Source organism: Streptomyces sp. NPDC001599 (assembly GCF_042893535.1).
Lineage (GTDB): Bacteria > Actinomycetota > Actinomycetes > Streptomycetales > Streptomycetaceae > Streptomyces.
Window position 1 is genome coordinate 519,082 of record NZ_JBIAVA010000001.1, and the last position, 26,355, is coordinate 545,436.

20 protein-coding genes and 1 pseudogene are annotated in these 26,355 nt (G+C 72.5%); 7 read left to right on the top strand and 14 right to left on the bottom strand.

The window, feature by feature from the left end; all coding sequences use genetic code 11:
* Positions 1-212 precede the first annotated feature (212 nt).
* From ACFYZ3_RS02365 to ACFYZ3_RS02385, 5 genes and pseudogenes are all read left to right on the top strand, one after another.
* Positions 213-4,046, top strand: coding sequence for a polymorphic toxin-type HINT domain-containing protein (locus tag ACFYZ3_RS02365; RefSeq protein ID WP_388513471.1), 3,834 nt, complete (start codon positions 213-215; stop codon positions 4,044-4,046).
* Positions 4,039-4,389 (top strand): hypothetical protein, encoded by a 351-nt coding sequence (locus ACFYZ3_RS02370; RefSeq protein ID WP_388513473.1) that lies wholly within the window; start codon positions 4,039-4,041, stop codon positions 4,387-4,389. The genes ACFYZ3_RS02365 and ACFYZ3_RS02370 overlap by 8 nt, the downstream gene beginning before the upstream one ends.
* Positions 4,390-4,465: 76 nt before the next feature.
* Entirely contained in the window at positions 4,466-4,672 is a 207-nt protein-coding gene (locus ACFYZ3_RS02375; RefSeq protein WP_388513474.1) for a hypothetical protein, read from the top strand.
* 186 nt (positions 4,673-4,858) lie between these two features.
* Positions 4,859-10,274 (top strand): annotated as a pseudogene (pulA, locus tag ACFYZ3_RS02380) (pullulanase-type alpha-1,6-glucosidase).
* A 56-nt stretch (positions 10,275-10,330) separates the two neighbouring features.
* Positions 10,331-10,687, top strand: a complete 357-nt coding sequence (locus ACFYZ3_RS02385; protein WP_388513476.1) for a 5-carboxymethyl-2-hydroxymuconate Delta-isomerase — start codon at positions 10,331-10,333, stop codon at positions 10,685-10,687.
* Here ACFYZ3_RS02385 and ACFYZ3_RS02390 read toward each other — a convergent pair.
* The 4 genes from ACFYZ3_RS02390 to ACFYZ3_RS02405 form a co-directional block, all read right to left on the bottom strand.
* Complete coding sequence (locus ACFYZ3_RS02390; protein ID WP_388513970.1) at positions 10,684-11,349, bottom strand: TetR/AcrR family transcriptional regulator; 666 nt, start codon at positions 11,347-11,349, stop codon at positions 10,684-10,686. The genes ACFYZ3_RS02385 and ACFYZ3_RS02390 overlap by 4 nt on opposite strands.
* 80 nt (positions 11,350-11,429) lie before the next feature.
* Positions 11,430-12,494 (bottom strand): PDR/VanB family oxidoreductase, encoded by a 1,065-nt coding sequence (locus tag ACFYZ3_RS02395; RefSeq protein ID WP_388513972.1) that lies wholly within the window; start codon positions 12,492-12,494, stop codon positions 11,430-11,432.
* A gap of 121 nt (positions 12,495-12,615) precedes the next feature.
* Positions 12,616-14,547, bottom strand: a complete 1,932-nt coding sequence (locus ACFYZ3_RS02400; protein WP_388513478.1) for a hypothetical protein — start codon at positions 14,545-14,547, stop codon at positions 12,616-12,618.
* Between the two features lie 67 nt (positions 14,548-14,614).
* Positions 14,615-15,124: a tetratricopeptide repeat protein gene (locus ACFYZ3_RS02405; RefSeq protein ID WP_388513479.1), complete on the bottom strand. Its 510-nt coding sequence runs from the start codon at positions 15,122-15,124 to the stop codon at positions 14,615-14,617.
* 133 nt (positions 15,125-15,257) lie between these two features.
* Here ACFYZ3_RS02405 and ACFYZ3_RS02410 point away from each other — a divergent pair, with 133 nt between their 5' ends.
* Positions 15,258-15,704, top strand: a complete 447-nt coding sequence (locus tag ACFYZ3_RS02410; RefSeq protein WP_388513480.1) for a hypothetical protein — start codon at positions 15,258-15,260, stop codon at positions 15,702-15,704.
* A 77-nt stretch (positions 15,705-15,781) separates the two neighbouring features.
* Here the strand turns inward: ACFYZ3_RS02410 and ACFYZ3_RS02415 are convergent, their stop codons facing one another.
* The 8 genes from ACFYZ3_RS02415 to ACFYZ3_RS02450 all read right to left on the bottom strand — a co-directional run bounded on the left by ACFYZ3_RS02415 (position 15,782) and on the right by ACFYZ3_RS02450 (position 24,129).
* Positions 15,782-17,284 carry a DUF1996 domain-containing protein gene (locus ACFYZ3_RS02415; RefSeq protein ID WP_388513482.1) on the bottom strand — a complete coding sequence of 501 codons (1,503 nt, stop codon included), beginning with the start codon at positions 17,282-17,284 and terminating at the stop codon, positions 15,782-15,784.
* A 159-nt stretch (positions 17,285-17,443) separates the two neighbouring features.
* The gene (locus ACFYZ3_RS02420; RefSeq protein ID WP_361007292.1) at positions 17,444-18,097 is read right to left on the bottom strand and encodes a response regulator transcription factor; all 654 of its coding nucleotides are present in this window, start codon (positions 18,095-18,097) and stop codon (positions 17,444-17,446) included.
* Positions 18,082-19,359, bottom strand: a complete 1,278-nt coding sequence (locus ACFYZ3_RS02425) for a sensor histidine kinase (RefSeq protein ID WP_388513483.1) — start codon at positions 19,357-19,359, stop codon at positions 18,082-18,084. Before ACFYZ3_RS02425 ends, ACFYZ3_RS02420 begins: the two co-directional genes overlap by 16 nt.
* 53 nt (positions 19,360-19,412) lie before the next feature.
* Positions 19,413-20,477 carry an SDR family oxidoreductase gene (locus ACFYZ3_RS02430; protein ID WP_388513485.1) on the bottom strand — a complete coding sequence of 355 codons (1,065 nt, stop codon included), beginning with the start codon at positions 20,475-20,477 and terminating at the stop codon, positions 19,413-19,415.
* Positions 20,478-20,550: 73 nt separating this feature from the next.
* Positions 20,551-21,159 (bottom strand): winged helix-turn-helix domain-containing protein, encoded by a 609-nt coding sequence (locus tag ACFYZ3_RS02435; protein ID WP_388513487.1) that lies wholly within the window; start codon positions 21,157-21,159, stop codon positions 20,551-20,553.
* Between the two features lie 341 nt (positions 21,160-21,500).
* The gene (locus ACFYZ3_RS02440; protein WP_388513488.1) at positions 21,501-22,430 is read right to left on the bottom strand and encodes a DUF6891 domain-containing protein; all 930 of its coding nucleotides are present in this window, start codon (positions 22,428-22,430) and stop codon (positions 21,501-21,503) included.
* A gap of 55 nt (positions 22,431-22,485) precedes the next feature.
* Positions 22,486-23,517, bottom strand: a complete 1,032-nt coding sequence (gene glnII / locus ACFYZ3_RS02445; protein WP_388513489.1) for a glutamine synthetase — start codon at positions 23,515-23,517, stop codon at positions 22,486-22,488.
* A 135-nt stretch (positions 23,518-23,652) separates the two neighbouring features.
* The gene (locus tag ACFYZ3_RS02450; RefSeq protein WP_388513490.1) at positions 23,653-24,129 is read right to left on the bottom strand and encodes a MarR family transcriptional regulator; all 477 of its coding nucleotides are present in this window, start codon (positions 24,127-24,129) and stop codon (positions 23,653-23,655) included.
* A gap of 123 nt (positions 24,130-24,252) precedes the next feature.
* Here ACFYZ3_RS02450 and ACFYZ3_RS02455 point away from each other — a divergent pair, with 123 nt between their 5' ends.
* Positions 24,253-25,125 carry an alpha/beta fold hydrolase gene (locus ACFYZ3_RS02455; protein WP_388513492.1) on the top strand — a complete coding sequence of 291 codons (873 nt, stop codon included), beginning with the start codon at positions 24,253-24,255 and terminating at the stop codon, positions 25,123-25,125.
* Positions 25,126-25,128: 3 nt separating this feature from the next.
* Here the strand turns inward: ACFYZ3_RS02455 and ACFYZ3_RS02460 are convergent, their stop codons facing one another.
* Together ACFYZ3_RS02460 and ACFYZ3_RS02465 are read right to left on the bottom strand one after the other, a co-directional pair.
* On the bottom strand, positions 25,129-25,815 hold the full coding sequence (locus tag ACFYZ3_RS02460; RefSeq protein WP_388513493.1) for a hypothetical protein: 687 nt from the start codon (positions 25,813-25,815) through the stop codon (positions 25,129-25,131).
* Between the two features lie 118 nt (positions 25,816-25,933).
* Complete coding sequence (locus tag ACFYZ3_RS02465; protein ID WP_388513494.1) at positions 25,934-26,293, bottom strand: arsenate reductase family protein; 360 nt, start codon at positions 26,291-26,293, stop codon at positions 25,934-25,936.
* Between the last annotated feature and the right edge of the window lie 62 nt (positions 26,294-26,355).

The window sequence follows — 26,355 nt, forward strand, 5'->3', positions numbered from 1 at the left end:
AATTCGGGCAACTGTCGATCAGAAATTGGCTATGTAGCGCCTATGAAGGGTGTGAAGTATCGATGAAGATCGGCTGGCGTCATGAGCGGTCCACCGGGACCGGACGCGAGTTCTGATCGGCCTGCCGACCGGCTCGCGAGGGCGCCTCGGTCGAGCAAGGGAGCAACACGTTGAATGCCGGCTTGCGAGCCCTGTCCGGGTGGCGCGGCGTCGTGGCAGCGCTGACGGCCCTGGTCATGGTCCTGGGTATCGATCTGCGTCCTGCCGCGGGCGACGAAGCGACCTGGGCCTACTCCAGATCCGACGTGCTGGAGGCGTGGAAGGCCGGCGGGCCGGGTGTGCGCGAGGCCGCCGAAGCGGTCCTGGCGGGAACGGGCGCCGACGTCCAGACCTTCATGGCCGAGGACCTGCCCCGGCTGGAACTGGACGACCTACGGGTCAAGGTCGCCCAGGTCATGGCCAGGGGTGGTCCGGCTGTGCGGGACGCGGCCAACCTGGCCCTCAGCGGGGATGCCCCGCAGCTGCACGGCTTCCTGGACGACGGGTTCGCTCCGGCCCACGAGGAAGACCTACGGGTCGAGGTGGCGCGGGTCATGGCCACCGGCGGGCCGGGGGTGAAGGCGGCGGCCGGTGTGGCCCTGGAGGGCACGGCCGACGACTGGACCGCGTTCCTCCAGGAAGGCCGGTACCAGGCGCTGGAGGACGACAACCGGGTCCAGGTCGGTCGCCTCATCGCCCTGGGCGGGCCGAACGTCAAGCTGCTCGCGGGTCAGGCCATGGACGGAACCGCCGAGGACATCCAGGAGTTCCTGGACCACGGGTGGGAGATCGCGGCGGCGCGCGACCAGGAGACGCTCACTGTCGCCCAGCTCGCCGAACTCGCCGACAAGGCGCAGAAAGAGGCCAACAAACTGACCGAGGAGGCCAAGGAGGAGGCAGCCAAGGCGAACGCCGCCACCGAGGCGGCCAAGCAGGCGGCGCTGGTCGCGGCCAAGGAGGCCAAGGAGGCCAAGGAGTCGGCCGGCGAGGCGGCGGCGGCAGCCTCCCGTGCGGCCGCGGCGGCCGACCGCGCGGCCCAGGCGGCCCGTACGGCGGTGTCCGCGGCGGCGGCGGCGAACGCGACCGCCCGCGTGGCCGCCACGGCGGCTGCTCAGGCGGCCTACGCGGCCAGCAGGGCCGGCAACGCGGCGTCCTCGGCCAGGGCCGCGGCCGGTGCGGCGGCCGGTGATGCCGCGCAGGCGAAGAAGGCGCGCGAGGCCGCGCAGAAGGCGCGGGACGCCGCCAAGGGCGCGCGAAAGGCGGCGGACGCGGCTGACCAGGCGGGTATCGCCGCGGACAGCGCCGCGGCGGCGGCCGGAGCAGCGGCCAGCGCGGGAGCCAACGCGGCTGCCGCCGCTGCGGCGGCCGCGGATGCCGATCGCTGGGCCGGTGAGGCGGGGGCCAAGGGCGACAAGGCCGCCGCGGCGGCAGCCCGCGCGAAGCGGCTCGCGAACCAGGCCACCCGCGCGGCGAACTCCGCGCAGACCAATGCCAACCAGGCGGGCAAGGCGGCCCGGCAGTCGCGTGACGCGGCCAATGAGGCCGCCGAGCACGCCGAGGCCGCGGCGAAGGCGGCGGACAAGGCGGCCGACGAGGCGGGCAAGGCGGTCGACGCCGCCGCCGCGTCCACCGAAGCCGCGAACGCGGCCACCGACGCGGCCGACGACGCGCTGTCGGCGGCCGAGCAGGCCTCGGGAGTGGTGACGCTGGCCCGCCAGGCCGACGCCGAACGGCTCGCCCAGCAGCAGGCCGAGGCCGTCCTGTCGGCCGAGGAGGCCAACCGGGCCCACGAGGCCCGGGTGGCCGCCGCCGAGTGGGAGATCGGCCGTCTCCAGCAGCTCAACACCCATACGCGAACGCTGCTGGACGAGGCTGCGGCGGCGTCCGACCCGGCCGTCACGGCCGCCAAGGGGCGGCAGGCCGCGGTCAACATGCTCGGCACGGCCGGTACCTGGGTGAGGGACGCCGCCGAGGCGGCTGTGACCGGTACCGACGCGGACGTGGTCGAGTTCGTGCGTACTCGGCTGGCTCTCGCCCTCGAACAGGACGACCGGGCGAGTGTCGCGCACATCGCCGCCACCACCGACATCCCGGCCCAGCAGCAGGCGGCCCTGGACGTGCTGGACAAGCCGATCGACCAGGTACGGGAGTTCCTGCGCACCCGCGCCTACCCGGGCAAGGCGGACGACGACCGGGTCGCCGTCGCCAAGATCATGGCCCAAGGCGGACCGGGCGTGCGGACGGCGGCCTCCAAGGCGCTGGACGGCACTGCGACCGACGTGGCCGAATTCCTGGAGACGGGGCAGTACCGGGCCCGTGAGGACGACGACCGGGTCGAGGTCTCCCAGGCCCTGGCCAACGGCGGTCCCGAAGTCCAGGCCGCGGCACAGGCCGTGCTCTCGGGACCGGCGTCCGGACTGCGCCCCTTCCTGGAAGTCGGCCTGCACAAGGCGCGGCAGCGCGACGGCAATGCCGCCGCGCACATCGCCGAGGTCAACACACTGCTGAAGGCCGCCTACGCGTCGGCGTCGCTTGCCCAGAAGGACGCCGCCGAAGCGCAGGAAGCGGCCGCGAAGGCCCGCAAGGACGCCGCGGACGCCGTCAAGTGGGCCGACAGGGCCGAGGACTCCGCCAACCTGGCGAAGAACTACGCCGAGGAGGCCGACAGCTCCGCCGACCAGGCGGAGAAGTCCGCCGAGCGTGCCGCCGAGTCCGCGAAGACGGCCCGCGCGGCAGCCGCCTCGGCCAACTCGGCCGCCCAGTCGGCCGCCCGCTCCGCGGAACGCGCCCAGCACTCCCGCACGATCGCCTCGGGGTACGCGGCACAGGCCAGTACCTCCGCCTACCAGGCGGGCCTCTCCGCCGTGGCCGCGGGCAAGGACTCCGACGCCGCCGCGGCGGCCTCGTCCGAGGCCATCAGGGCCGCCGCCGTCAAGCTGGTCGAGGAACTGAAGGCGCAGATCCAGGAGGAGGCGTCCCAGGAGACCAGCAAGCCACTTTCCGACAAGGAGCTTCGAAGGGCGCTCGAGAAGCGCCTGGTCGCATACCGTGGTGGCCGACTGGGGGAGCTGAGACCCGGCGAGACGCTCCTGGTGTGCGGCGGTGACGGGGCCGGCGGCATGGGCTGCATCACCAGTACCTACCTCGACCGCCTGATCGCCTGGTACGTGGGTGCCGAGGAGATCGAGAAGTGCCTCACGACCAAGTCGGTCAGGTGCCTCGACGACCTCGCGCTGAGCGCGCTCAGGCTGAAGGTGCTCCGGAAGACGCCCTGCAAGAACAGCTTCCTTCCGGGCACGCGCGTCCTGATGGCCGACCGTCGCACCAAGGCGATCGAGGACGTCCGGGCCGGCGACCGGGTACTGGCCACCGATCCGCTGTCCGGGCGCACGGAAGCCCAACCCGTTGAGGGAACGATCGTCGGCAAGGGCCTGAAGAAACTGGTCCGGGTCGACGTCCTGGGAGCTGACGGCGGACGCCCGGACTCGGTGGTCGCCACCGACGGGCATCCGTTCTGGGTGTCGGGCGACCGCGACGCCTGGCTCGACGCCGCCGACCTCGTGCCCGGAATGCGGCTGCGCACCGCAGCGGGCGACCAGGCCCGGGTCGTCGCGACACGGGCGTGGAGCGCGCCCGAACAGCGCGTCCACAACCTGACGGTGGCGGAACTCCACACCTACTACGTGCTCGCGGGAGCCACGCCGGTACTGGTTCACAACGCCGGAAAGTTCTGCGGTCCCGATGCCGACGCTCTCGAGGAATGGGACGAGGCGACGTTCGGAAGCGTCGAGGAGACGGCGAAATACCATCTCGACAAGCACGGCAAGGGAAGGACGCTGGCCGAGTACACCAAGGAAGCAAAAGACCTCTGGAACAAGACGGATGCGAAGGACCGCATACCCTGGAAACTGAAGAACGGCGAGGACGGCTGGAAGATCAGAGGCGGCCTGTTCGGCGGCGAGGGCATCTACACCAAAGCGGGAAAGATAGTTACCTGGCATGACTGATTCGACCGCATTTCGCGAGGCCTTCCAGGAGTTCAGGGCCATGCCCTATCCGGACCATCCCCGCATGGAGAGGCTCCGCGACTGGAATTCCCTTCTGCTGGATCTCGACGGGCATGTCGCGGGGTATGCCACCAGAGTGAACGACGGGCGCTTGGCGGCCTGGGAGGTGCCGGACGTCGATTCCCTGGTCCTGGACGCGGAGTCCCTCCGCCGGGACCTTGGCGACATCCGCCCCGAGCGGGAGGAGGACGCCGGCCTCCTGGACGCCTACCGGACGTACGTCGCCGCGCTCGAGCGGTTGGTCCGGGAGCTGGCGTCGCTGGCGCATCGAAAAGACCAGTGAGGGGTCCGGCCTCGACAAGATGCCCCGGACGACAAGGTTCGACGAGAGAAGTCGACGAGAAGGGATACCCGTACCGATGTCCGTACCTCGTTCACGCGCCGCGCTGACCGCCGGCCTGCTGGTCGGCGCGGACGCCATCTGCGCGGACGACGCGGGCGGGCCGCTGCTGCGCCAGAAGGACGGCAGGACGGGGCCGGCCGCACTGAGCAGCCGTTCTCGGGGCAGCGCAACCGCCAGCGGCCGGCACATCGGCCGGAGCACGTTCCCGCGCGGCGCCAACTGATCCGACGGGACAGCGCACACGCCGAGGCGCCCCGGGAGGCTTCTCCCGGGGCGCCTCGGCGTCCGGCGCCAGTTCGTGAAAATTCTTTCCGATACTTTCAATACTCTTGCCGCAACTCTTGCGGCAGCGCTACGGTCTCGCCGGGGTCGGACCCGAACGAGCCGTACTCGCAAGGAGCTCACGCCTGTGATACCGAGATGGCCGGTGCCTGCCACGCGCCGTACCGCACGAGTGAGACGGGTCGCGGCCGTCACCGTGACCGCGCTCGCCGCCGCCCTGCTTCCCCCGCTCGCCGCGGGGGCCGACGCCCCGCCCGCGTCCCCGTCCGACGCGAAGCTGGCGAAGACCGCCGCACGCCACGACCTGACGCGTGAGCAGTTCTACTTCGTCCTGCCGGACCGGTTCGCCAACGGGGACGCCAAGAACGACCGCGGCGGTCTGACCGGCACGCGGCTCACCACCGGCTACGACCCCGCCGACAAGGGCTTCTACCAGGGCGGCGACCTCAAGGGCCTGACCGAGAAGCTCGACTACATCAAGGGGCTGGGCACCACCTCCATCTGGATGGCGCCCATCTTCAAGAACCAGCCCGTCCAGGGCACCGGCAAGGACGCCTCCGCCGGCTACCACGGGTACTGGATCACCGACTTCACCCAGGTCGACCCGCACTTCGGCACCAACCAGGACCTGAAGAACCTCATCTCCAAGGCCCACGCCAAGGGCATGAAGGTCTTCTTCGACGTCATCACCAACCACACCGCCGACGTCGTCGACTACGAGGAGAAGTCCTACGACTACCTCTCCAAGGGCGCCTTCCCCTACCTGACCAAGGACGGAAAGCCCTTCGACGACGCCGACTACGCGGACGGCGAGCGCCGCTTCCCCCGCGTGGACGCCGGCTCCTTCCCGCGCACCCCGACGGTCCCGGCCGCCAAGAAGAACCTCAAGGTCCCCTCCTGGCTCAACGACCCGGCGATGTACCACAACCGGGGCGACTCCACCTGGGCCGGCGAGTCGGCCACCTACGGCGACTTCAACGGCCTCGACGACCTGTGGACCGAGCGTCCCGAGGTCGTCGGAGGCATGGAGAAGATCTACCAGCGGTGGGTGAAGGACTTCGCCATCGACGGCTTCCGGATCGACACCGTGAAGCACGTCAACATGGAGTTCTGGACCCAGTGGGCGACCGCGCTGGACGCCTACGCCGCCAAGAAGGGCCGCGACGACTTCTTCATGTTCGGCGAGGTCTACTCCGCCGACACCTCCGTCACCGCGCCCTACGTCACCGAGGGCCGCCTGGACTCCACCCTGGACTTCCCCTTCCAGGACGCGGCCCGCGCGTACGCCTCCCAGGGCGGCAGCGCCCAGAAGCTCGCCTCGGTCTTCGGCGACGACTACAAGTACACGACCGACAAGGCCAACGCCTACGAGCAGGTCACCTTCCTCGGCAACCACGACATGGGCCGCATCGGCACCTTCCTGAAGCAGGACGACTCGAAGGCCACCGACGCCGAACTGCTGAAGAAGGACAAGCTCGCCAACGAGCTGATGTTCCTCAGCCGCGGCAACCCGGTGATCTACTACGGCGACGAGCAGGGCTTCACCGGCGCCGGCGGTGACAAGGACGCCCGCCAGCCGATGTTCGCCTCCCGCACCGCCGACTACCTCGACGACGACCAGCTCGGCACCGACCGCACCCACGCCGAGGCCGCCTACGACACGAGCGCCCCGCTCTACCGGCAGATCAGCGCCCTCGCCAAGCTGCGCAAGGCCCACCCGGCCCTCGCCGACGGCGTCCAGACCGAGCGCCACGCCGCCGACGGCGCCGGAATCTACGCCTTCTCCCGCACCGACGCCAGGACCGGCACCGAGTACGTCGTCGCCTTCAACAACGCCGGCACTGAGAAGAGCGCCGCCTTCGCCACCGGCTCGGCCGAGATGGCCTTCCGCGGCATCTACGGCACCGACGCCACCGTGAAGTCGGGCGCCGACAAGAAGGTCACCGTCACCGTGCCGGCCGGGTCGGCCGTCGTCCTCAAGGCCGCGGGCAGGCTCGCCCAGCCCACCGCCGAGCCGACGATCACCCTCCGCGCCCCGGACCCCGGAGCCACCGGCACCGTCGAGCTGAGCGCCGACGTCGCGGGCGGACAGCTCAACCGCGTCGTCTTCGCCGCCCAGACCGGCGACGGCAAGTGGCGCACCCTCGGCACCGCCGACCACGCCCCCTACAAGGTCACCCAGGCCATCGACGCGGACACCCCGGCCGGCACCGCCCTGCGTTACAAGGGGGTCGTCGTCGACTCGGCGGGCCGCACCGCGAGCGCCACGGCCGCGTCCACCACCGGCACCCCGCCCGCAGAGGAGGTGCCCACCGCCGCCTCCCGGGACTACGCGGTCGTGCACTACAAGCGCGCGGACGGGAACTACGACGACTGGGGCCTGTACGCCTGGGGCGACCTCGCCGACGGCGAGGCGACCACCTGGCCCGAGACCCACCCCTTCACCGGCCGCGACGCCTACGGCGCCTTCGCCTACGTCAAGCTCAAGCCGGGCGCGTCGAACGTCGGCTTCCTCGTCATCGACAAGGACGGCAACAAGGACGTCGCCGCCGACCGCACCATCGACGTCACCGAGACCGGCGAGGTGTGGATCGAGCAGGGCAAGGAACAGGTCGCCACGGAGCGGCCCGAGTACCCCGCCCAGGACACCACCAAGGCCGTACTGCACTACCACCGCGCCGACGGGGACTACGACGGCTGGGGCCTGCACGTCTGGGGCGACGCCGCGAACCCCACCGACTGGGCCAAGCCCCTCCAGCCGGTCGGGACCGATCCCTACGGCGCGGTCTTCGAGGTGCCCCTCACCGAGGGCGCGAGCAGCCTCAGCTACATCGTCCACAAGGGCGACGAGAAGGACCTGCCCACCGACCAGGCCCTCGACCTCAAGGCCGACGGCCACGAGGTGTGGCTGCTGAGCGGCCAGGAGGACTACCTGCTGCCGCAGCCCGCGGGCTCGGCCGCGGCCGTCGACCTCACCACCTCCAAGGCGGTCTGGATCGACCGGAACACCGTCGCCTGGAACGGCTCCGAGGGCGCCGCCTCCACCCAGCTGCTCGCCTCCCGCACCGGCACCATCACCGCCCAGGACGGCCGGCTCACCGGCGACGACCAGCAGTGGCTCCGCCTCACCAAGAGCGCCCTCACCGACGCCCAGAAGGCGAAGTTCCCGCACCTGAAGGAGTACACCGCCTGGTCCGTCGACCCGCGCGACCGCGACCGGGTCCGCGAGGCCCTGCGCGGCCAGGTCGTCGCCTCCCAGCGCACCGCCACCGGCGCCCTGCTCGCGGCGACGGGCGTGCAGACCGCGGGCGTCCTGGACGACCTCTACGCGCGCCGGGCGACCGGGGCCGACCTCGGCCCGGTCTTCCGCCACGGCCGGCCCACCCTCTCCGTGTGGGCGCCGACCGCGCAGGACGTGAAGCTGGAGATCGGTGACCGCACCGTGCGGATGCGCCGCGACGACGCCACCGGCGTCTGGTCCGTCACCGGCCCGAAGTCCTGGAAGGGCAAGCCCTACCGGTACGCCGTCAAGGTCTGGGCCCCCACCGCGGGCAAGGTCGTCACCAACAAGGTCACCGACCCCTACTCCCTCGCCCTGACCACCGACTCCGAGCGCAGCCTCGTCGTCGACCTGGACGACCGCTCCCTCGCCCCGCGCGGCTGGGAGCACTACCGCAAGCCCGAGGCCGTCCCGCTGCGGGGACGCCCAGATCCAGGAGCTGCACATCCGCGACTTCTCCGTCGCCGACCCGACGGCGGACGCGGACCACCGGGGCACCTACCTCGCCTTCACCGACGAGAAGAGCGACGGCTCGAAGCACCTGCGCGAACTGGCCGAAGCGGGCACCTCCTACGTGCACCTGCTGCCCGCCTTCGACATCGCCACGATCCCCGAGAGGAAGTCCGAGCAGACGGCGCCCGACTGCGACCTCGCCGCCCTCCCGGCCGACTCCGACAAGCAGCAGGAGTGCGTGACGAAGGCCGCCGCCAAGGACGCCTTCAACTGGGGCTACGACCCGTACCACTACACGGTCCCCGAGGGCTCCTACGCCACCGACCCGGACGGCACCGGGCGCACCGTCGAGTTCCGCAAGATGGTCAAGGCCCTCAACGAGGACGGCCTGCGCGTCGTCATGGACGTCGTCTACAACCACACGGCCGCGAGCGGCCAGGCGAAGACCAGCGTCCTCGACCGGATCGTGCCCGGCTACTACCAGCGGCTGCTCGCCGACGGCTCGGTGGCCAACAGCACCTGCTGCTCGAACACCGCCACCGAGAACGCCATGATGGGCAAGCTCGTCGTCGACTCGGTCGTCACCTGGGCCAAGGAGTACAAGGTCGACGGCTTCCGCTTCGACCTCATGGGCCACCACCCCAAGGCCAACATCCTCGCGGTCCGCAAGGCGCTGGACGGGCTGACCCTCGCCAAGGACGGCGTCGACGGCAAGAAGATCATCCTGTACGGCGAGGGCTGGAACTTCGGCGAAGTCGCCGACGACGCCCGCTTCGTGCAGGCCACCCAGAAGAACATGGCCGGCACCGGCATCGCCACCTTCTCCGACCGGGCCCGCGACGCCGTGCGCGGCGGCGGCCCCTTCGACGAGGACCCCGGCGTCCAGGGCTTCGCCTCCGGCCTCTACACCGACCCGAACTCCTCGAAGGCCAACGGCACCGAGGCCGAGCAGAGGGCCCGCCTGCTGCACTACCAGGACCTGATCAAGGTCGGGCTGACCGGCAACCTCGCCGACTACGCCTTCACCGACACCGACGGCAAGGAGGTCAAGGGCTCCGAGGTCGACTACAACGGCGCCCCCGCCGGATACGCGGCGGCACCCGGCGACGCCCTCGCCTACGCCAACGCCCACGACAACGAGACCCTCTTCGACGCGCTCGCCTTCAAGCTGCCGAAGGACACGTCCGCCGACGACCGGGCCCGCATGCAGGTCCTCGCCCTGGCCACCGCCGCCCTCTCCCAGGGCCCGGCGCTCTCCCAGGCGGGCACCGACCTGCTGCGCTCCAAGTCGCTGGACCGCAACTCCTTCGACAGCGGCGACTGGTTCAACGCCCTCCACTGGAACTGCGCCGACGGCAACGGCTTCGGCCGCGGGCTGCCTCCGGCCGCCGACAACCAGGACAAGTGGCCGTACGCCAAGCCGCTGCTGGGCTCGGTGCGGGCCGGCTGCCCGCAGATCACGGGCGCCTCGGCGGCGTACCGGGACCTGCTGAAGATCCGCACCGGCGAGCAGGACTTCTCCCTCGCCACCGCGGCGCAGGTGCAGTCCCGGCTCTCCTTCCCGCTCTCGGGCAAGGACGAGACCCCCGGAGTGATCACCATGCGCCTCGGTGACCTCGTGGTCGTCTTCAACGCCACGCCCGAGCGGCAGGAGCAGCGCCTCGACGCCGCGGCCGGAACCGGTTACCGGCTGCACCCGGTGCAGGCGGCGGGCGCGGACCCGGGGGTGAAGGAGGCGGCGTACGCGGCGAAGACCGGCACGTTCACCGTGCCGGCCCGTACGGTCGCCGTCTTCCAGCGGGCCGGCTGACGGCAGGAGGTCTGCGGTTAGGGTGAGCCCTGCTGTCCACGCCAACGGGAGGGCTCATGCCGCAGATCATCGTCGACTACTCCGACCGGCTCGCCGGCGACTTCGACCGGCCCGCCTTCGCGCGGGCCCTGCACGAGGCCGTCGTCGAGATCGCGGCCGCCCGGCCGCCGGCCTGCAAGACGCAGTTCCGCCGCACCGAGGACACCGTGGTCGGCCCCGACGCCGAGGGGCACGCCGTCGTGCACGTCACGCTCGGGCTGCTCGCGGGCCGCACCAAAGAGACCAAGGTGCGGCTGACCGAGGCCGTCCTGGAACTGCTGCGGCAGTACGCGAAGCCGGGCGACGGCCTCGCCCTGCACGCCTCCGCCGAGGTCCGCGACCTGGACCCGTCGTACCGGAAGTTCGAGAGCTAACCGGCCAGTGCGATCAGTCGGCCGACCAGGTTCCCGAAGGGGCCTTCGGCCGGCTCGTCCGCGAGGACGCGGCGCATCAGGGCGCCCATATCCTCGTCGTAGGCGGCGCTCACCGCCAGCAGCGCGGCGAAGTCGTGCACGAGCTGCGCCTCCAGTTCGGCGCGCGGGATACGGCGCCCGTCCAGCCAGATCAGGGCCGTCGACTCGGCGAGCGAGATCCAGGAGCGGACGACCAGTTCCAGCCGTGCGGGCGGCTCGGTGACGTCCAGGTGCGAAAGGATCTGGACATACGCGGCCTGCCGTACGGAGTCCACCAGCGCGTTCGTGGTGGACGAGCCGACGGCCGGCCCACCGCGCATCAACGCCGAGAACCCGGGGCCGTGCTCGTCGACGAAGTCGAAGTAGCGGCCCATCACGCGCAGCAGCCGCGCGCCCAGCGGACCCTCGTGGGGCTCCACGAACCGGGCCGCCAGATCGTCCGAGGCGCGCTGCAACGCGGCCTCGTACAGGCTGAGTTTGCCGGGGAAGTAGTGGTAGACCAGGGGGCGCGAGATGCCCGCCGCCGACGCTATCTCGTCGATGGAGACCTCGTCGGGCGAGCGGCGGCTGAACAGATCGAGCGCGACGCCGATCAACTGCTGCCGCCGCTCCTCGACGCCCATTCTGCGGCGCACCCCGGTAGTCATACGAACACCTTACCGATCGAATCCGGCCTCGAACGGGCCGGACCGGGCATTGGTGTTCACATGTCGAGCACGAGCCGGGTGCCGAGACACCGGGACACGCAGATGAGCATCGAGTCGCCGCGCTCCGAGTCGGTCAGCAACTCGTCCCGGTGATCGATCTCGCCCTCCAGCACCTTCTGTTGACAGGTCCCGCACCAGCCCTGCTCGCAGGAGTACGGCGTGTTCGGCAGCTCGGCGCGCACGGCGGCCAGCACCGAGGAGTCGCCGGACACGGTCAGCGTGCGCCCGCTGCGGCGCAGCTCGACCTCGAACTCCGCGTCGCCGTCGGCCGTCGTACGCGGCGCGAACCGCTCCAGGTGCAGTGCGGCGCCCGCCGGAAGACGTTCCTCCACGGCCGCCACCAGGCCCTCCGGGCCGCAGCAGTACACGGCCGCGCCCTCGGGGAGGTCCGCCAGGAACGCGTCGAGACCGGGCCGGCCGTCCTCGTCCTCGGCGACGACGGTGACCCTGCCGCCGTCCGGGTCCAGCTTCTCGATCTCCTCCAGGAACGGCATGGACGCCCGCGTCCGCCCGCCGTACAGCAGCCGCCAGTCGGCGCCCTCCGGCAGTGCCCGCAGCATCGGCAGCACGGGCGTGATGCCGATGCCCCCGGCGACGAACGCGTAGGCGGGCGCCTCGACCAGCGGGAAGCGGTTGCGCGGTCCGCGCACCTCCAGTTCGGTGCCCTCCTGCACCTGCTCGTGCACCTCGCGCGAGCCGCCCCGCCCGTCCTCGACCAGCCGGGCGGCCACGGTGTACGACGAGGTGTCCTCCGGGTCGCCGCACAGCGAGTACTGCCGTACGAGTCCCGAGGGCAGTACCAGATCCAGGTGGGCACCCGGCTCCCAGCGCGGCAGGCCGGTCCCCTCCAGACGCAGCCGCACCACCCCGTCGGCCAGCCGCTCGTGCGCGGTCACCAGCAGCGTCAGCCCGCGGGAGCGGGGCCGCCCGGAGACCGGCGGGTCCAGCGCGGGCGGCGGCCGCAGCGGCGAGCCCTGGACGCGGCGCCGCAGCACCCGGCGGACGGCGAGCGCGGCACCGCCCGCGAGGAGCAGGACCGTCGGCTTCCGCAGTCGTGCCATGAGGGGGACAGGCTTGTTGGACATGGCGTCAATGTACTGGCGGGTAGTTCGGTGAGGAACCCTTCTGCCGGTACTTGTTGACGCAACTGTCAGCAAGGGCTCCGGCGGTGGTCACGGTCGGCTAGCGCAGGCCGCCGATCGTCCGCCCGCCGTCCAGCGTGCCCTTCAGCTCGGCCCGCGCGCCCTGCTCGGCCTTCGCGGTCAGCAGATTGCCGTCGGCGGAATCGCTGATGCCGCCCGTCGCCTCGACCGACTCGGTGTCGGGGCCACCCGCCGCGAGCAGGTACCAGTGCCCGCCCTCCGACTTCCACAGCACCCCGGCCAGCACCTGCGGATCACGCTCGCCGCACGCCGGCACGTCCTGCGCCTTCGCCGCCACCGCACCCTGCACGCCGCCCGGCGTCCGGAACTGCGCCAGCACCCGGGCCCCTTCGCCGCGCCAGGTCTCGGCACGGGTGCACACCCACGCGCCCGAACCCGTCCCGTCGGGCAGCGGCTGCGTCGCGAACTCCCAGGCGTTCACCGAACGCACCCCCTGCCCGCGCACCGCGCCCAGCGAGCACGCGTACGGCGCCCAGGCGTCCAGCGCCTTCGCCCCCGAGGCGTCCTTCGCCGCCCCGGGACGCCCGGTGGTGAGCCGGGCCGGCACCAGCTCGCCCAGGTCGGTCACCACCCGGGTGTCCGAACCGTCGGTCAGCTCCAGCGCGTTCCACGACGTACAGGCCCCGGACTGCTGCTGCACCGGGCTGGCCAGCGGGGCCGTCACCCCGTCGGTGAGCGTCAGCTCCCTGGCACCGGAGTCCGGCTCGACGAGATCGCGCGCCGCCGCCTTCGTCACCCAGGGTGCCGTCAGGTAGCGGACGTTGCCGTCGGCACGCCCCAGCACCACCGCGGTCGCCGCGGCCCGGCCCGCCCCGTCGGTCCGCGCGAAGTCCAGGGCGGCACCGGCGGAACCGTCCTTCGGCTCGGCGTACCGGACCAGGCGCAGTCCGTCGTGCAGGATCACCACGCGCGCGGTGTCGACTTCCCCCGCGTACAGCAGCTGCGGGGGGCCGGCCGGACCCCCGGTCTGGGTCCCCGGCGTCGCGGACACCCCCACGCTCTCACCGGGCCGGGCCCAGACGGCCAGGGCGCGGCGCAGCAGCTCCTCGTCGCCGGTGAGGCCGCCCCGGGCCGGCCACACCGAGAAGTCCGTGCGTGCGGACGTCTCCCACGCGGCCGGCGCGGCCTTCGTCAGCCTGCCGGGATCGAGCGCGGCCTCGGCCGCCGGATTCTGCGCGTACGGCGGCGCGGCGGCACCGTCCGGCCCCCAGCCCTCCCCGGGCAGGCCGAGGAGCGCCCCGCACACCACCAGCGCCGCCGCGGCGACCAGTGCGGCCTTCGTGTGCTGCCGCCGACGCAGCAGATCGGTCGGCCGGGCCTGCAAGGAGCAGGGGTCGAACTCTGGCGAGCCGAGCAGCCCGTACTGTCCCGGTACCCCGTCGGCCTCGCGCAGCGCGGCGTCCGCGTCGGCGACCCCGGCGGCCCGCAGCACCTGCCGCACCCCGTCGTCGGGGAGCCCCTCGAGACCGCGCAGCACGTACGCCGCCCGGCCCGGCCCGGACAGCGCGGACAGCCGCTGGTCCAGGGCGAGTTCGTCCGCGCCGCCCGAGCGCGGGAAGAGCTTGAGGCCCCTGACGTGGGGCAGCACCGGCGGCAACTGCGATCGCCGGGGCCACGCCCGCCGCCGCAGCGGGAGCCCCGCCTCCAGCGCCGTACGCACCACCCGCAGCCGGACCAGCGCGTACCCGGGGTCGACCTCGCGGCCGGTGGACTGGGCCGGAATCACCGGGGTCGTCGTCCGGTTCCTGGGCAGGGCACGCTGGGTGAGGGCGTGCGCGGACAGGACCCGGCGGCCCCGGCCGAGACCCGGCGGCAGCACCAGATAGGCCAGCCGCGCCAGGCGCGGATAGTGCTCGACGAGCGCGGCCTCGGCCTGCTCGACGTCGACGACCGGGTCGGCCGGGGAGGCGGAGGACGGTGCGGGGCGCGGGGCGACATCCTGTGGCTGCACGTTCAGCAGAACGAGCGAACGGGGCGATGGTCACCGTACGGCGGCCCGGGCAGGGCGCGGAGGCGCGCTACTCCTCCGGTTCCACCAGGAGCCGCGCGTAGTTGGCCATCGACCGCTGGTAGCGCGGCAGATGGGGTGCGAGCGCGCCCAGCACCAGGGACAGTCCCTCGCGGTCGCGGCCCATGCTCGACAGGCAGAGCGCGAGCGTGGCGCGCACGGCGTCGTCCAACTCGTCCGACGGGGCGACCAGCTCCGGCGAGAGCAGCTTCACGCCCTCCTCCGGGTGCCCGGTGTTCCGCAGCGAGCTGGAGAGCTGGATCTTCGCCCGCCGCCCCTTGTAGGCGCTGGCCTCGCCGAGCCCGCGTTCCAGCGCCTCGCGGTACAGCGGCACGGCCCGGTCGGAGTGGCCCGTGGAGTCCCAGGCGCAGGCCCGCTCGAACAGGCCGAGGGGGCTGTCCGCGGGCAACTCGTCGGCGAGGGCGTCGACGACCGCCCGGAAGTCGGCGGCATCCTCCTCGGCGTAGTCCTCGAACGCCGCCCAGGCGGCCGTCACGCGCTCTTCCCAGTCCCGGTCCACGGGCCCACTCTCGCACGGCGTCCGCACGACGGCACCCGGATACTGAGCACTTCGCGCTCCGCGCCCGTATCGATGACGGGGCCCCTCGCCGGGGCTCCGTGCGGCATGTCGCCCCAGCGGACCGGAGGAACACATGAGGCTGACCCGACCGATGCTCGCACCGGCCGCCCTTGCGGCGGTCCTGGCGCTGACGGGCTGCGGCGCCGACGGGGACGGCACGGACACCGTGCCCGCGACGGCGACCGGCAGCCTGGAACACCTGGCCGCCGCGGCCGAGTGCACCCCGAACATGCAGACCGACGCCGACACCATCCGCCAGGCCCTGTGCGGGAAGGGCGACGGGAAGTACGTCCTCGCGACCTTCTCCACCGACCGCGGCCAGCGCGAGTGGATCAACACGGCCAAGGACTACGGCGGCTTCTACCTGGTCGGCCGCAAATGGGTCGCAGTCGGCCACGAGGACGTGGTGGCGGACCTGCGCGGCACCCTCGGCGGGACCCTGGAACAGGGCGTCCAGCACGGGGGCGGCGGCGCCGGGCACCCGGCCGGGCACGGCGAGCACGCCGGGCATTCCGGCTGACCGGAGGCGGACGCGCGAAGGGGGCCGGTGACGGAAATCCGTCACCGGCCCCCCTTCTCAGCGCCGGGCCGGGACCGCTACTGGCAGTCCTCGCCGCGGTTGATGCAGTCGACCACCTCGTTCATCAGGTCCTCGTCCATGACGTTGATGAAGTCGTTGTGATCCGTGATCGGCTTGTGCAGCTGCTCCGGGAAGCTGTCCACGGCGTACGGGTTCTGCACCTGTCCGTTCTCGACGGTCGGGGTGGGAATGTCGTACGCGAGACGGATCTGCAGCTGGGGCACGGCCTGGAAGCCGTTCGCGCAGCTGCCGTCCTCCTGGACGAACGCCATGTGGTCCCGGTGGTTGGCGCTGTCGATGTTCTGGCCGTCCCAGCAGCTCTGGAAGTTGACCGTGCGCAGCACCTGGCTGCCCTCGGGGCACAGCGGATACTTGTCCGTCACCTGCCGGTCCTCGAAGCCGGAGCAGCTCCACGAGGTGTTGGCGTTGGCGTCGCCGTTGGTGAAGGACTTGGCGTCACCGGTGATGACGCGCAGGAACTTCGGCATCGCGACCACGTCGCCCTGCCGGCTGCCGACGAACCTGATCTGGGCCTCGGCCGGCTTGAGGATCTTGCCGATGTTGCCCTCGGCGCCACCGCCCTGGTCGTTCGCGTCGAACTCCTGCGTACCGTCCTGGAGGCGCAGCACCGGCCAGTAGTACGTGGACTTGTCGCCCTGGTTCTGGCACGAGGTGTCCGCGTTGGCGAGATCCTCGTCGCTGGAGAAGGCGTCGTTGTCCTGGTTGCCGACGTAGTCGTGCGTGTGGTGCGCGCCGTTGTCGACACCCGGGGCGGCGATCAGGTTGTCGCTGTTGAACAGGTTGTTCTCGTTGACGCCGCAGTCCGTGGTGAAGCTGCCGGTGGAACCGCCGTCGCCGTCGGCGGCCAGACCGTTGCGGCTGTTGCGGGAGTTCGGCTGGACGTCGTTGATGTCGACGAAGTCCTCGGCGACCGGGCCCGCGACGCCGTTGCCGTTGTCGTCGTTGCCTTCGTTGCCGCCCTGGTCCTGGCCGCCGTCGTCCTGGCCGCCGTCGTTCTGGCCGCCGTCCTGACCGCCGCCGTTCTGCTGGTCCGCGGGACGCCCCTGGCATCCCGCCAGCTCGTCCAGGTTGTCGTCGGCCTTGCCACCGGCCCGGTTGATCTCCAGCTGGATCCGGTCGATGATCGCCTTCCGCCGGTCCTTGAGCGGGCCGAGAATGGTGTTCTGGACGAACTGCGAGTCGCCCGCCTGCGCCCGCCGGGTGGTGGCGAGGCGCTGGTAGGCATTGGTGATCTGGCTGTCCATCGTGGCCAGTTCGCCGTCCACCTCCCCGCGCGCCCGGTCCGGCACCTCACGGATCTTCTGGCCGACGTCGGGGCAGTCGATCGTCGCGACCTGCGCGCCGGCCGACCTGGTCCGGTTGTGGCCCCCATGCTCCTCGTGCGCCGAAGCGTAGAAGTTGGCCCAGACCAGCCCGCCCCCGCCGACCGCCAGGGCCGCCGCCCCGGCAACGATCTTGGTGGCCAGCGGCGTACGGCGTTTTCTTGTGTTGCGTCCCATGGAACTCCTCAAACTTCCTTGCGGGGGCATCGCTTGCGGGGCATCGAGGGCGCCCGACAGGAGTGAAGCGGCTCCCATCCATACGGAAGCCGCTCCGGAGGTGTTCACCCGACTCGGGAATTGCTGGGGCCCCTGGGGCCCCCGGGGCGCGTCACAGGGTCAGCGGCCGCGGTCCAGATACGCCAGAACCGCCAGGACACGGCGGTTGTCGTCGTCCGAGACCTCCAGGCTCAGCTTCGCGAAGATGTTCGCCGTGTGCTTCGCGATCGCCCGCTCCGTGACGACGAGCTTGCCGGCGATCGCCGCGTTGGTCCGGCCCTGCGCCATCAGCTCCAGCACCTCCAGCTCGCGCGGCGTCAGCCGCTCCAGCGGCCGGTCCTCCGCCGCACGCCGGCTGAGCAGCTGCTGGATGACCTGCGGGTCCATCGCCGTACCGCCCGACGCCACCCGCCGTACGGCGTCCACGAACTGCTCGGCGTCGAACACCCGGTCCTTGAGCAGGTAGCCCACTCCGCCGCTCCCGTCGGCCAGCAACTCGCGCGCGTACAACTGCTCCACGTGCTGGGAGAGGACCAGCACCGGCAGCCCGGGGCGGTCGCGGCGGGCCTGCAACGCGCACTGCAGGCCCTCGTCGGTGAGCGTGGGCGGCAGCCGGACGTCGACCACGGCGACGTCCGGCTGCAGTTCGGCCAGGGCCCGGGACAGCTCGGGGCCGGTCTCGACGGCCGCGGCGATCTCGAAGTCGTGGGCCTCCAGGAGCCGGACCAGTCCGTCGCGCAGCAGGAACAGGTCTTCGGCTAGGACAACGCGCAAGGGATCTCCATGGTGACCATGGTGGGGCCGCCCGCGGGCGAGCTGACGGCCAGGACGCCGTCGAATGTACCGAGTCGGCGCTCCACCCCGGCCAGGCCCGAGCCCGCTCCGATCGACGCACCGCCCTTGCCGTTGTCGGTGACGGAGAGGCGCAGCCGCCCCTCCGCGTAGTGCAGGTCGATCCAGGTCCGGTCGGCGCCGGAGTGCTTCACGGCGTTGGTGAGGATCTCGCTGACCGCGAAGTACGCGGCCGACTCCACGGGTGCCTCGGCGCGGCCGGGCAGGTCGACCTCCACCTCGACGGGGACGGGCAGCCGCAGCGCCAGGGCCCGTACCGCGTCGCCCAGACCGCGTTCGGCGAGCACCGGCGGGTGGATGCCGCGCACCAGTTCGCGCAGCTCGGTCAGGGCGTCGGCGGAGGACCGCCGGGCCTGCGCGAGCAGTTCCCTGGCCTTCTCCGGGTCCTTCTCCAGCAGCGCCTCGATGGTCCCCAGGTCCATGCCCATGGCGACCAGCCGGGCCTGCGCCCCGTCGTGCAGGTCCCGCTCGATGCGGCGCAGTTCGGCGGCGGAGGTGTCGACGGCGTCGCGCCGGGTCTCGGTCAGCACCCGTACCCGCTCGGCGAGTTCGCCCTGGCCGGAGCCGAGGAGCGCGCCGGTGAGCCGGAAGTGGGCGCGCAGCAGCAGCGGGGTGAGCCAGAGGGCGGCGACGAGGAGTACGGCGCCCAGCCCGGCGGCGTAGAAGGCGGAGGTCTGGTCGGTGACCTTGACGAAGCCGTACCAGTACCCGTCGGGCAGCACCCGCCACAGCCCGGCCGCGATGACGAAGCCCTCCAGCGGGTAGAGCACCAGCGCGAAGGCCAGCAGCGCGCTGACGAAGCCCGCCGTCATGTCGACCGGCAGCCACCGGATGTCCCGCCAGGTCGCCGGGTCACGGAGCATCCCGAAGGTGCGGGCCCACGGATTGGCGTCCTCGGGCAGCGGCCGGTACGCCCGCGGGATCCGCACCCCGCCCCACTCGGCGGCGAGCAGCCGCCGCCGGTCCGCGAACGCCCGTACCCCCGCGAGCACCCACGGCGTGGTGACGATGCCGACGCCGATCGGGATCAGGGCGATGGAGACGAGGGCGAAGCAGAAGCAGACCACCGCGCCGGGCAGGGAGATGAACATGAGGGCCAGTCCCCGCGCGCCCGACAGCGCGACGTTCCGCGCCCGCCCCCGTGTCCGTGGCCCCTGTGTGCTGCTCTTCGTCTCGATGCTCATGGCATCAGTCTCGCCGAGGCGAACGGGGCGGGTCACGGGGCCGGGCACCCCGATCAGGGGGTGGTGCCAGATACACCTCCGCCCCCTCCGCCCCCTCCGCCCCCGCCGGGCCCGGTGGCGGCGTCGGCGGCGGCGAGGACCTTGGCCTCCGTGTCCGGGTCCAGGCCGACGGGAGGCCGGTCCGGGCGACGGGGTGCCGGGCCGCCGAGGTCCCGCAGCCAGGCCCAGGTGTCGGCCACGGTGTCGGCGGCCGGGCGGCAGTCCAGGCCCGTCGCCAGGGCCCGGGAGACGTCCGCGCTCTGGAGGGCGTCGTGCAGGTCGCTGCCCGGGGGTGTCCACACCGGCAGCTGCCCCCACGGCTCGACACCGGCGGCGAGGACGGTCTCGGGAGGGGTCCAGCGCAGCCGCGCCGCGCCGCCGGTGACCGTGGCGCAGGCGTCGAGCAGGTCACCCATGGTGGTGTGCCCCGGCGGGGAGGCCAGGTTGCAGGGCCCGCTCAGCTCGCGCTCGACCGCGCCGAGCACCCAGGCGGCGAGGTCGCGGACGTCGACGTACTGCAGGGGCAGCTCCCGCGGGCCGGGGGCGAGGACCGGGCCGCCGCGGGCCGTGCGGTTCAGCCACCACGGCAGCCGGCCGATGTTCTCGTACGGGCCGAGGATCAGCCCGGCCCGCACCAGCACCGAGCGGTCCGCGCCGAAGGCGTCCAGGACGGCCAGTTCGGCGCCCCGCTTGTCCCGGGCGTAGTCGCTCTGCCCGGCGTCCGCCGAGGCGCCGTCGACGAGCGGGGCGTCCTCGGTGTACCCGGCGGGCGGCGCCCAGGCGTACACCGAGCAGCTCGACACGTACACGTACCGTCCGGCGCGGCCGCGCAGCAGCCGTGCCGCGTCCCGCACCGCGCGGGGCGCCGCCGACCAGGTGTCGACGACGGCGTCCCACGCGCCCTCGGCCAGGGCGGCGAGCCCGTCGGGCGCGGTGCGGTCGCCGTGCAGCGCCCGCGCTCCGGGGGGCGGGGCGTGCCGTCCGCGGTGCAGGACGGTCACCTCCCAGCCGCGGCCGAGCGCCGCCTCGACCACGGCCCGCCCCACGAACTCCGTACCGCCCAGCACCAGTAGCCTCATGCCGTCACTGTGCCGGGTGCGGCGGCCGGAGGGAACGGCGCTCTGCCGTGGGCAGACGGGCGGTGGACGGGGTTCAGCGGCCGGTGGGCGGCGTGTACTTGTAGCCGACGCGCCGCACGGTCTGGATCGTCTGCCGGTGCTGCGCGCCGAGCTTCCGGCGCAGCCGGGCCACGTGCACGTCGACGGTGCGGCCGTCGCCCACGTGGCCGTAGCCCCACACCGTGGTGACCAGCTGGTCGCGGGTGTGCACCCGGTGCGGGTGCGCCACGAGGTGCGCGAGGAGTTCGAACTCCAGGTAGGTCAGGTCCAGTTCGCGTCCGTCCACGGCGGCGCTGCGCCGTACGGGGTCGATCCGGACGAGCGGGTCCTCGCCGTCCGCGTGCGAGGGTCCGGCCGCGCCCAGGGGGTGGAACGGCGGCTGCTGGTCGGCGGGGACGAGCACCAGGTAGCCGACCATCGGCGGCCGGCCGGGCAGCGCGGGCAGCGTGTGCGGGGGCGCGGGAAGCCAGGTGGCGCCCGGCGGCAGCAGGTCCGAGACGTCCACCACCTCGTCCCGGTCCACGGCGCGCAGCCGGTGCCGGGAAGCACTCCCGCCCGGAAGGGCGGAGGCGGCGGGGCCCGCGGTGCGGGGGTGGGTGGAGGAGTCGAGGGTGGCGGTGGAGAGGGAACGGGTGGTCGCCATGAGACGTCAGCTCTTTCGCGCGAGAGGTTCGTCGGGAGGGGCGACGGGCGCGAGTTCGTGGTCGGGCGCGTCGCGGGACGTACGTCGTGCGCACCGGCGGCAGGCGCGGAAGGCCTGGGAGGTGTGGCTCTCTAGCGGGCCGGCGCGATCGTCGCGCGGCAACACACCCGGTCGAAGTCGTCGTGCTGACGGGAAGGCCAGAAGGGCTCGAGGTCGTGGCGACCCGTCGCTGCGTACTTCCGGAAGCTGGCCATGGGCCCATTGAAGCAGACGGCGGCGGGGGAGAGGAGACTCCTCTCAGTGCGTGGACGCCGACTGGCCGGAACCGGCTGCCCGAGCGGTCATCCCACCAGCCGTCTGCGCCAGTTCAGCGGGGACACGGTGATGGCCCGGCCCGGATCGCCGTCCCACTGCGTGGACAGGCCGGACCCCGCGAAGGCCGCCACGACCTCGTGCCCGACGGCCGTGGTCGTCTCCTCGGAGCCGTCGAAACCGCCGTAGTGCAGCATGAGCCCGTGCCCCTCGGCGGCGGCCTCGGTGCTCTGCCGGTGGAAGAAGACGAAGCCCCGGGCGCCCTCGCGCTCCGCGCCTATCTCGGCGGTGCCGCAGCCCCGGCAGCAGGTGAAGTTCTCCCGGGCGGTGACACCGGCCGCGTCCAGGGCTCGGAAGACCCGGGTGAGCCGGTCCGGGTCGGTGGTCTCCTCGCCCCAGGACTCCTGCTCGGCCAGCCGCTCCAGCCACAGCCGGTCCACCAGCCGCCGGGCCTGGGCGGGGGACACCGGCCGCTCGCCGTACTCGCCGCCGACGAGGTGGTCCTCCGCGGTCTCGGAGAGCGTCCTGCGGGTGTCGTAGCCGCAGCGGAGCTGCTCGCGCACCCGCCGCTCGACCTGCTCGCGGACCTCGTCCGGCAGGTCCGGGACCTCTTCCTGCGGCGGGACGGGGACCGGCTCCCAGGCGACGTCCCTGTCCCAGCCGGGCTCCTGGCGTGCCCAGCCGGTCAGGAGGCCGGCCACGCGGTGCGGGTCGTCGAGGCCGGTGCCGAAGAACGCGTCCGCGGCGGCCCGGTGCTCCAACCGGTACTCCCCGCCGTCCTCGTGCCAGACCTGGGCGAAGACGTCGGGGACGTCCGGTATCCGCTGGATCACCAGAAAGCGGTCGCCGGTGTGGCCGATGCGCGTCACCAGCTCCCGCAGCTCCGCCGCCCGGATCCGGGTGTGCGTCTGCCAGTTCTCCGTCTCGACCCTGATGGCGAGGTCCCCGTCGTTCTCCATGACCCCACCCTCGCACGCGCCACTGACACCGCGGCCGGGGCCGCGGTGGCCGCGGTCAGACCTGGCCGGCCTTCTCCAGCGCCGTGCAGCAGGTGTCGACGAGCAGGCGCGTCACGACGTACGGGTCGACGTTGGCGTTGGGGCGGCGGTCCTCGATGTAGCCCTTGCCGTCCTTCTCGACCTGCCACGGGATGCGCACCGAGGCGCCGCGGTCGGAGACGCCGTAGGAGTACTCGTTCCACGGGGCGGTCTCGTGCAGGCCGGTGAGGCGGTCGTCGATGCCGGCGCCGTAGTTCTTGACGTGGTCCATCGGCTTGGAGCCCTCACCGAGCGACTCGGCGGCGGTGATGATGGCGTCGTAACCCTCGCGCATCGCCTTGGTGGAGAAGTTGGTGTGCGCGCCCGCGCCGTTCCAGTCGCCCTTGACCGGCTTGGGGTCCAGGGTGGCGGAGACCTCGAAGTCCTCGGCGGTGCGGTAGAGCAGCCAGCGCGCCACCCACAGCTGGTCCGAGACCTCCAGCGGGGCCAGCGGGCCGACCTGGAACTCCCACTGTCCCGGCATGACCTCGGCGTTGATGCCGGAGATGCCGAGTCCTGCCTTGAGGCAGTTCTCCAGGTGCGCCTCGACGACGTCGCGGCCGAAGATCTCGTCCGAGCCGACACCGCAGTAGTAGCCGCCCTGTGCGGCCGGGAAGCCGCCCTCGGGGAAGCCGAGCGGGCGGGCGCCCTTGAAGAAGGTGTACTCCTGCTCGATGCCGAAGACCGGCTCCTGCGCGGCGAAGCGCTCGGACAGCTCGGCCAGCGCGGCGCGGGTGTTGCTCGGGTGCGGCGTCATGTCCGTGTCCAGGACCTCGCACAGCACCAGGATGTCCTCGCCGCCGCGGATCGGGTCGGGGCAGGAGAAGACCGGCTTGAGCACGCAGTCCGAGGAGCTGCCCTCGGCCTGGTTGGTGGAGGAGCCGTCGAAGCCCCAGATCGGCAGGGCGTCCAGGCCGGCGGGGGCGTCCGTGATGATCTTCGTCTTGGAACGGAGCTTGGCCGTCGGCTCGGTGCCGTCGATCCAGATGTACTCGGCCTTGAAGGTCACGGGGCCACATCCTTCGGGGTGGGTCTCGGCGCACGTGCGGGTGCGGCGGCGCGGGGGCGGCAGGATGCCGCGTCTACTGCCGTGCAGCGTGCCAACGGGCGATTTCCCGGCCGTTGCCCGTATGTGAACCCCGTGTTACCCGGGCTCGTTGTGGTGCGGCTCACGCCCGTCGTCCCCGGCCGCCTCCCGCACACCGGTCAGGAAGCCCCTGATCGCCGCCAGTTCCCGCTCGTCGTAGCCGCGCAGCAGCTCCACCGCCCGCCCGATCAGCGGTCCGAAGTGGGACCAGCCCAGCGCCACGGCCCGCTCGTCCACCTCGACGGTGACCCTGCGCCGGTCCCGTTCGTCGCGCACCCGGCGCACGTGACCGGCCCGCTCCAGCCGGTCGACCAGCGCCGTGGTGCCCGCGGAGTTCAGCCCGAGGGCGGCGCCCAGGCGCCCGGCGGTCATCGCCTCGCCCGCCCGCGCGGCGTCCATGAGCGCGATGAGTGCGCGGACGTCGGTGGGGTGCATGCCGTTGCGCTGTGCGAACCGCGCGCTGTGCGCGCCCAGTTCGACGGCGACCGCGCGCAGGAGGTGGACGATCTCCAGCTCCGGTCCCTGGTCGGACATGCGGGCGCTCCCTTCGGTCTCTTCTGTCTCCGCGGTAATCGCCTCGCTCGACAAGTATCTCGTTCAGCGAGATGATACCGGAGGAGCAGGAACAGGGAACAAGCGAAACAGGGGGCACCGCTCATGAGCGCTCGCGGTCCGTACGACGCCGGCCGTTTCCACGACGCCTACGACAAGGTCATGGCCAAGTGGCCCACGGGGACCGAGTCGGTGACCGTCCCCACTCCCTTCGGCGTCACGCACGTCCATGTGACCGGACCGGCCGACGGCCGCCCCCTCGTGCTGCTGCCGGGCGGCGGTGCGGCGACCTCCGCGTCCTGGTACGCCCAGGCCGCCGAGCTGTCCCGCACCCACCGCGTCCACGCCGTCGACCTGATCGGCGCGCCGGGCCGCAGCGCCCCGGCCGGGGACCGCCACCCCCGTACGGTCGCCGACCTCACCGGCTGGCTGGACGGGCTCCTCGACGGCCTCGGCATCGCGGAGACCGACCTCGGCGGACACTCCTACGGCGCCTGGATCGCCCTGCACCACGCCCTGCACGCGCCCGGCCGGGTACGCCGCCTGTTCCTCCTGGACCCGACCCAGTGCTTCGCCGGGTTCAAGGCGGCCTACCTGCTGCGCGCGCTGCCGATGCTGCTGCGGCCCACGCCCCGCCGGGTCCGCGCCTTCCTGGAGTGGGAGACCGGTGCGACCCCGCTCGACGCGGACTGGCTCGCCCTCCAGGAGGCCGCCGTCGGCTTCCCGGAGCGCAGGCCGGTCACCGGACCGCGCCCGGCCCCGGAGGCGCTGCGCGCACTCCGGGTGCCGGTCCTGCTGCTCCTGGCCGAGAACAGCAGGACGCACGACGCCGCCGAGGTGGCGGCCCGGGCGCGGACCCTGCTGCCGCACGTCGAGACGGCCGTCCTGCCGGACGTGTCCCACCACGCGCTGCCCCAGTCCGCGCCGCCCGGCCTCGGCCGCCGCCTCGGCGACTTCCTCACCGCGCCCGCCGGCTGAGCCTCAGCCGACCTTCTCGATCAGCGCCCGCCGGATCAGGAACTTCCCCTCCTCCCGGACCTGTTCGAAGGCCGCGTTGTTGAGCAGCGCGCAGCTTCCCGAGACCGAGTTCACCTCCACGGTCGTGGACTTGCCGTTGTCGAGGTTGGTCACCCTGAGCTTCGTGCCCACCGGGAACCGGTCGCTGGAGGCGGCGGGCGCGCCGCCCTCGCCGGAGAGGGTGACGGTGGAACCGGCGCAGACCTGCTCCCCGGCCTGCGCGGCGCCTCCGGCCCGGTCACCGGCGTCCTGCTGGGGCGGCTGCGCGGCCTGGGAGTCCTGAGCCTGAGGGTCCTGCGCCTGGGAGCCCTGAGCCTGGGGGTCCTGAGCCGACTCCCCGACCGCGCACCCGGACGCCGCCTGCTTGCGCTCGATCTCCGCGACGACGGCCTCGCGGTTCTCGATCCGGGCCTGCGACTGCGCGTCGGGATTGGCCCGCTGGCCCTCGATGAACCGCTGGTTGTTGCCGAGCGCGGTGGCCAGGCCCTGGCAGACGCCCGAGTCCTGGGCGGCCTTCGTCCGCGCTTCCTGGGTGGTCTGGGCGGCGTTCGACGCGTTGGCCGCGAAGAAGGCGCCGCCACCGGCCACCGCGGCGGCGCCGACCAGGAGCGCGATCTTCTTCTGCGTACCGAGAGTTCTCCTGCGCGACATGCGCGCCTCCTGAAGAGGTAGGGGAGCGTACGCCGCTATGTACGAGATACCGAACGGAGTTGCTCACCGGTCGCGACGACACCTGCGCGTAACCTGCGTCACACCGTCGAGTCCCGGTCTAGCGGGACAGGGCGTCCCGGACCGCCTCGTCGGTGCGGCCCACCACGGCCGTTCCGTCGTCCGCCGTGATGATCGGGCGCTGGATCAGCTTCGGGTGCTCGGTGAGCGCGGTGATCCAGCGGTCGCGTGACGCCTCGTCACGGGGCCAGTCCTTCAGTCCCAGTTCCTTGGCGGCCGCCTCCTGGGTGCGGGTGATGTCCCACGGTTCGAGTCCGAGCCGGGTGAGCACCTCGCGGATCTCGTCCGCGCTCGGTACGTCCTCCAGGTAGCGGCGGACGGTGTAGTCGGCCCCCTCCGCGTCGAGCACGCTGATCGCGCTGCGGCACTTCGAACAGGCGGGATTGATCCAGATCTCCATGCCGGACACGGTAACCGGAGGGGTGTCGAAACTCGTTCACCACGTGGGTCACAGCGGCCCCG

Coding starts and splice junctions, on each gene's coding strand:
- ACFYZ3_RS02370 (WP_388513473.1), top strand. CDS start 4,039: ATGACTGATTCGACCGCATTTCGCGAGGCCTTCCAGGAGTTCAGGGCC.
- ACFYZ3_RS02375 (WP_388513474.1), top strand. CDS start 4,466: ATGTCCGTACCTCGTTCACGCGCCGCGCTGACCGCCGGCCTGCTGGTC.
- ACFYZ3_RS02385 (WP_388513476.1), top strand. CDS start 10,331: ATGCCGCAGATCATCGTCGACTACTCCGACCGGCTCGCCGGCGACTTC.
- ACFYZ3_RS02390 (WP_388513970.1), bottom strand. CDS start 11,349: ATGGGCGTCGAGGAGCGGCGGCAGCAGTTGATCGGCGTCGCGCTCGAT.
- ACFYZ3_RS02395 (WP_388513972.1), bottom strand. CDS start 12,494: ATGGCACGACTGCGGAAGCCGACGGTCCTGCTCCTCGCGGGCGGTGCC.
- ACFYZ3_RS02410 (WP_388513480.1), top strand. CDS start 15,258: ATGAGGCTGACCCGACCGATGCTCGCACCGGCCGCCCTTGCGGCGGTC.
- ACFYZ3_RS02415 (WP_388513482.1), bottom strand. CDS start 17,284: ATGGGACGCAACACAAGAAAACGCCGTACGCCGCTGGCCACCAAGATC.
- ACFYZ3_RS02425 (WP_388513483.1), bottom strand. CDS start 19,359: ATGAGCATCGAGACGAAGAGCAGCACACAGGGGCCACGGACACGGGGG.
- ACFYZ3_RS02430 (WP_388513485.1), bottom strand. CDS start 20,477: ATGAGGCTACTGGTGCTGGGCGGTACGGAGTTCGTGGGGCGGGCCGTG.
- ACFYZ3_RS02435 (WP_388513487.1), bottom strand. CDS start 21,159: ATGGCGACCACCCGTTCCCTCTCCACCGCCACCCTCGACTCCTCCACC.
- ACFYZ3_RS02440 (WP_388513488.1), bottom strand. CDS start 22,430: ATGGAGAACGACGGGGACCTCGCCATCAGGGTCGAGACGGAGAACTGG.
- ACFYZ3_RS02450 (WP_388513490.1), bottom strand. CDS start 24,129: ATGTCCGACCAGGGACCGGAGCTGGAGATCGTCCACCTCCTGCGCGCG.
- ACFYZ3_RS02455 (WP_388513492.1), top strand. CDS start 24,253: ATGAGCGCTCGCGGTCCGTACGACGCCGGCCGTTTCCACGACGCCTAC.
- ACFYZ3_RS02460 (WP_388513493.1), bottom strand. CDS start 25,815: ATGTCGCGCAGGAGAACTCTCGGTACGCAGAAGAAGATCGCGCTCCTG.
- ACFYZ3_RS02465 (WP_388513494.1), bottom strand. CDS start 26,293: ATGGAGATCTGGATCAATCCCGCCTGTTCGAAGTGCCGCAGCGCGATC.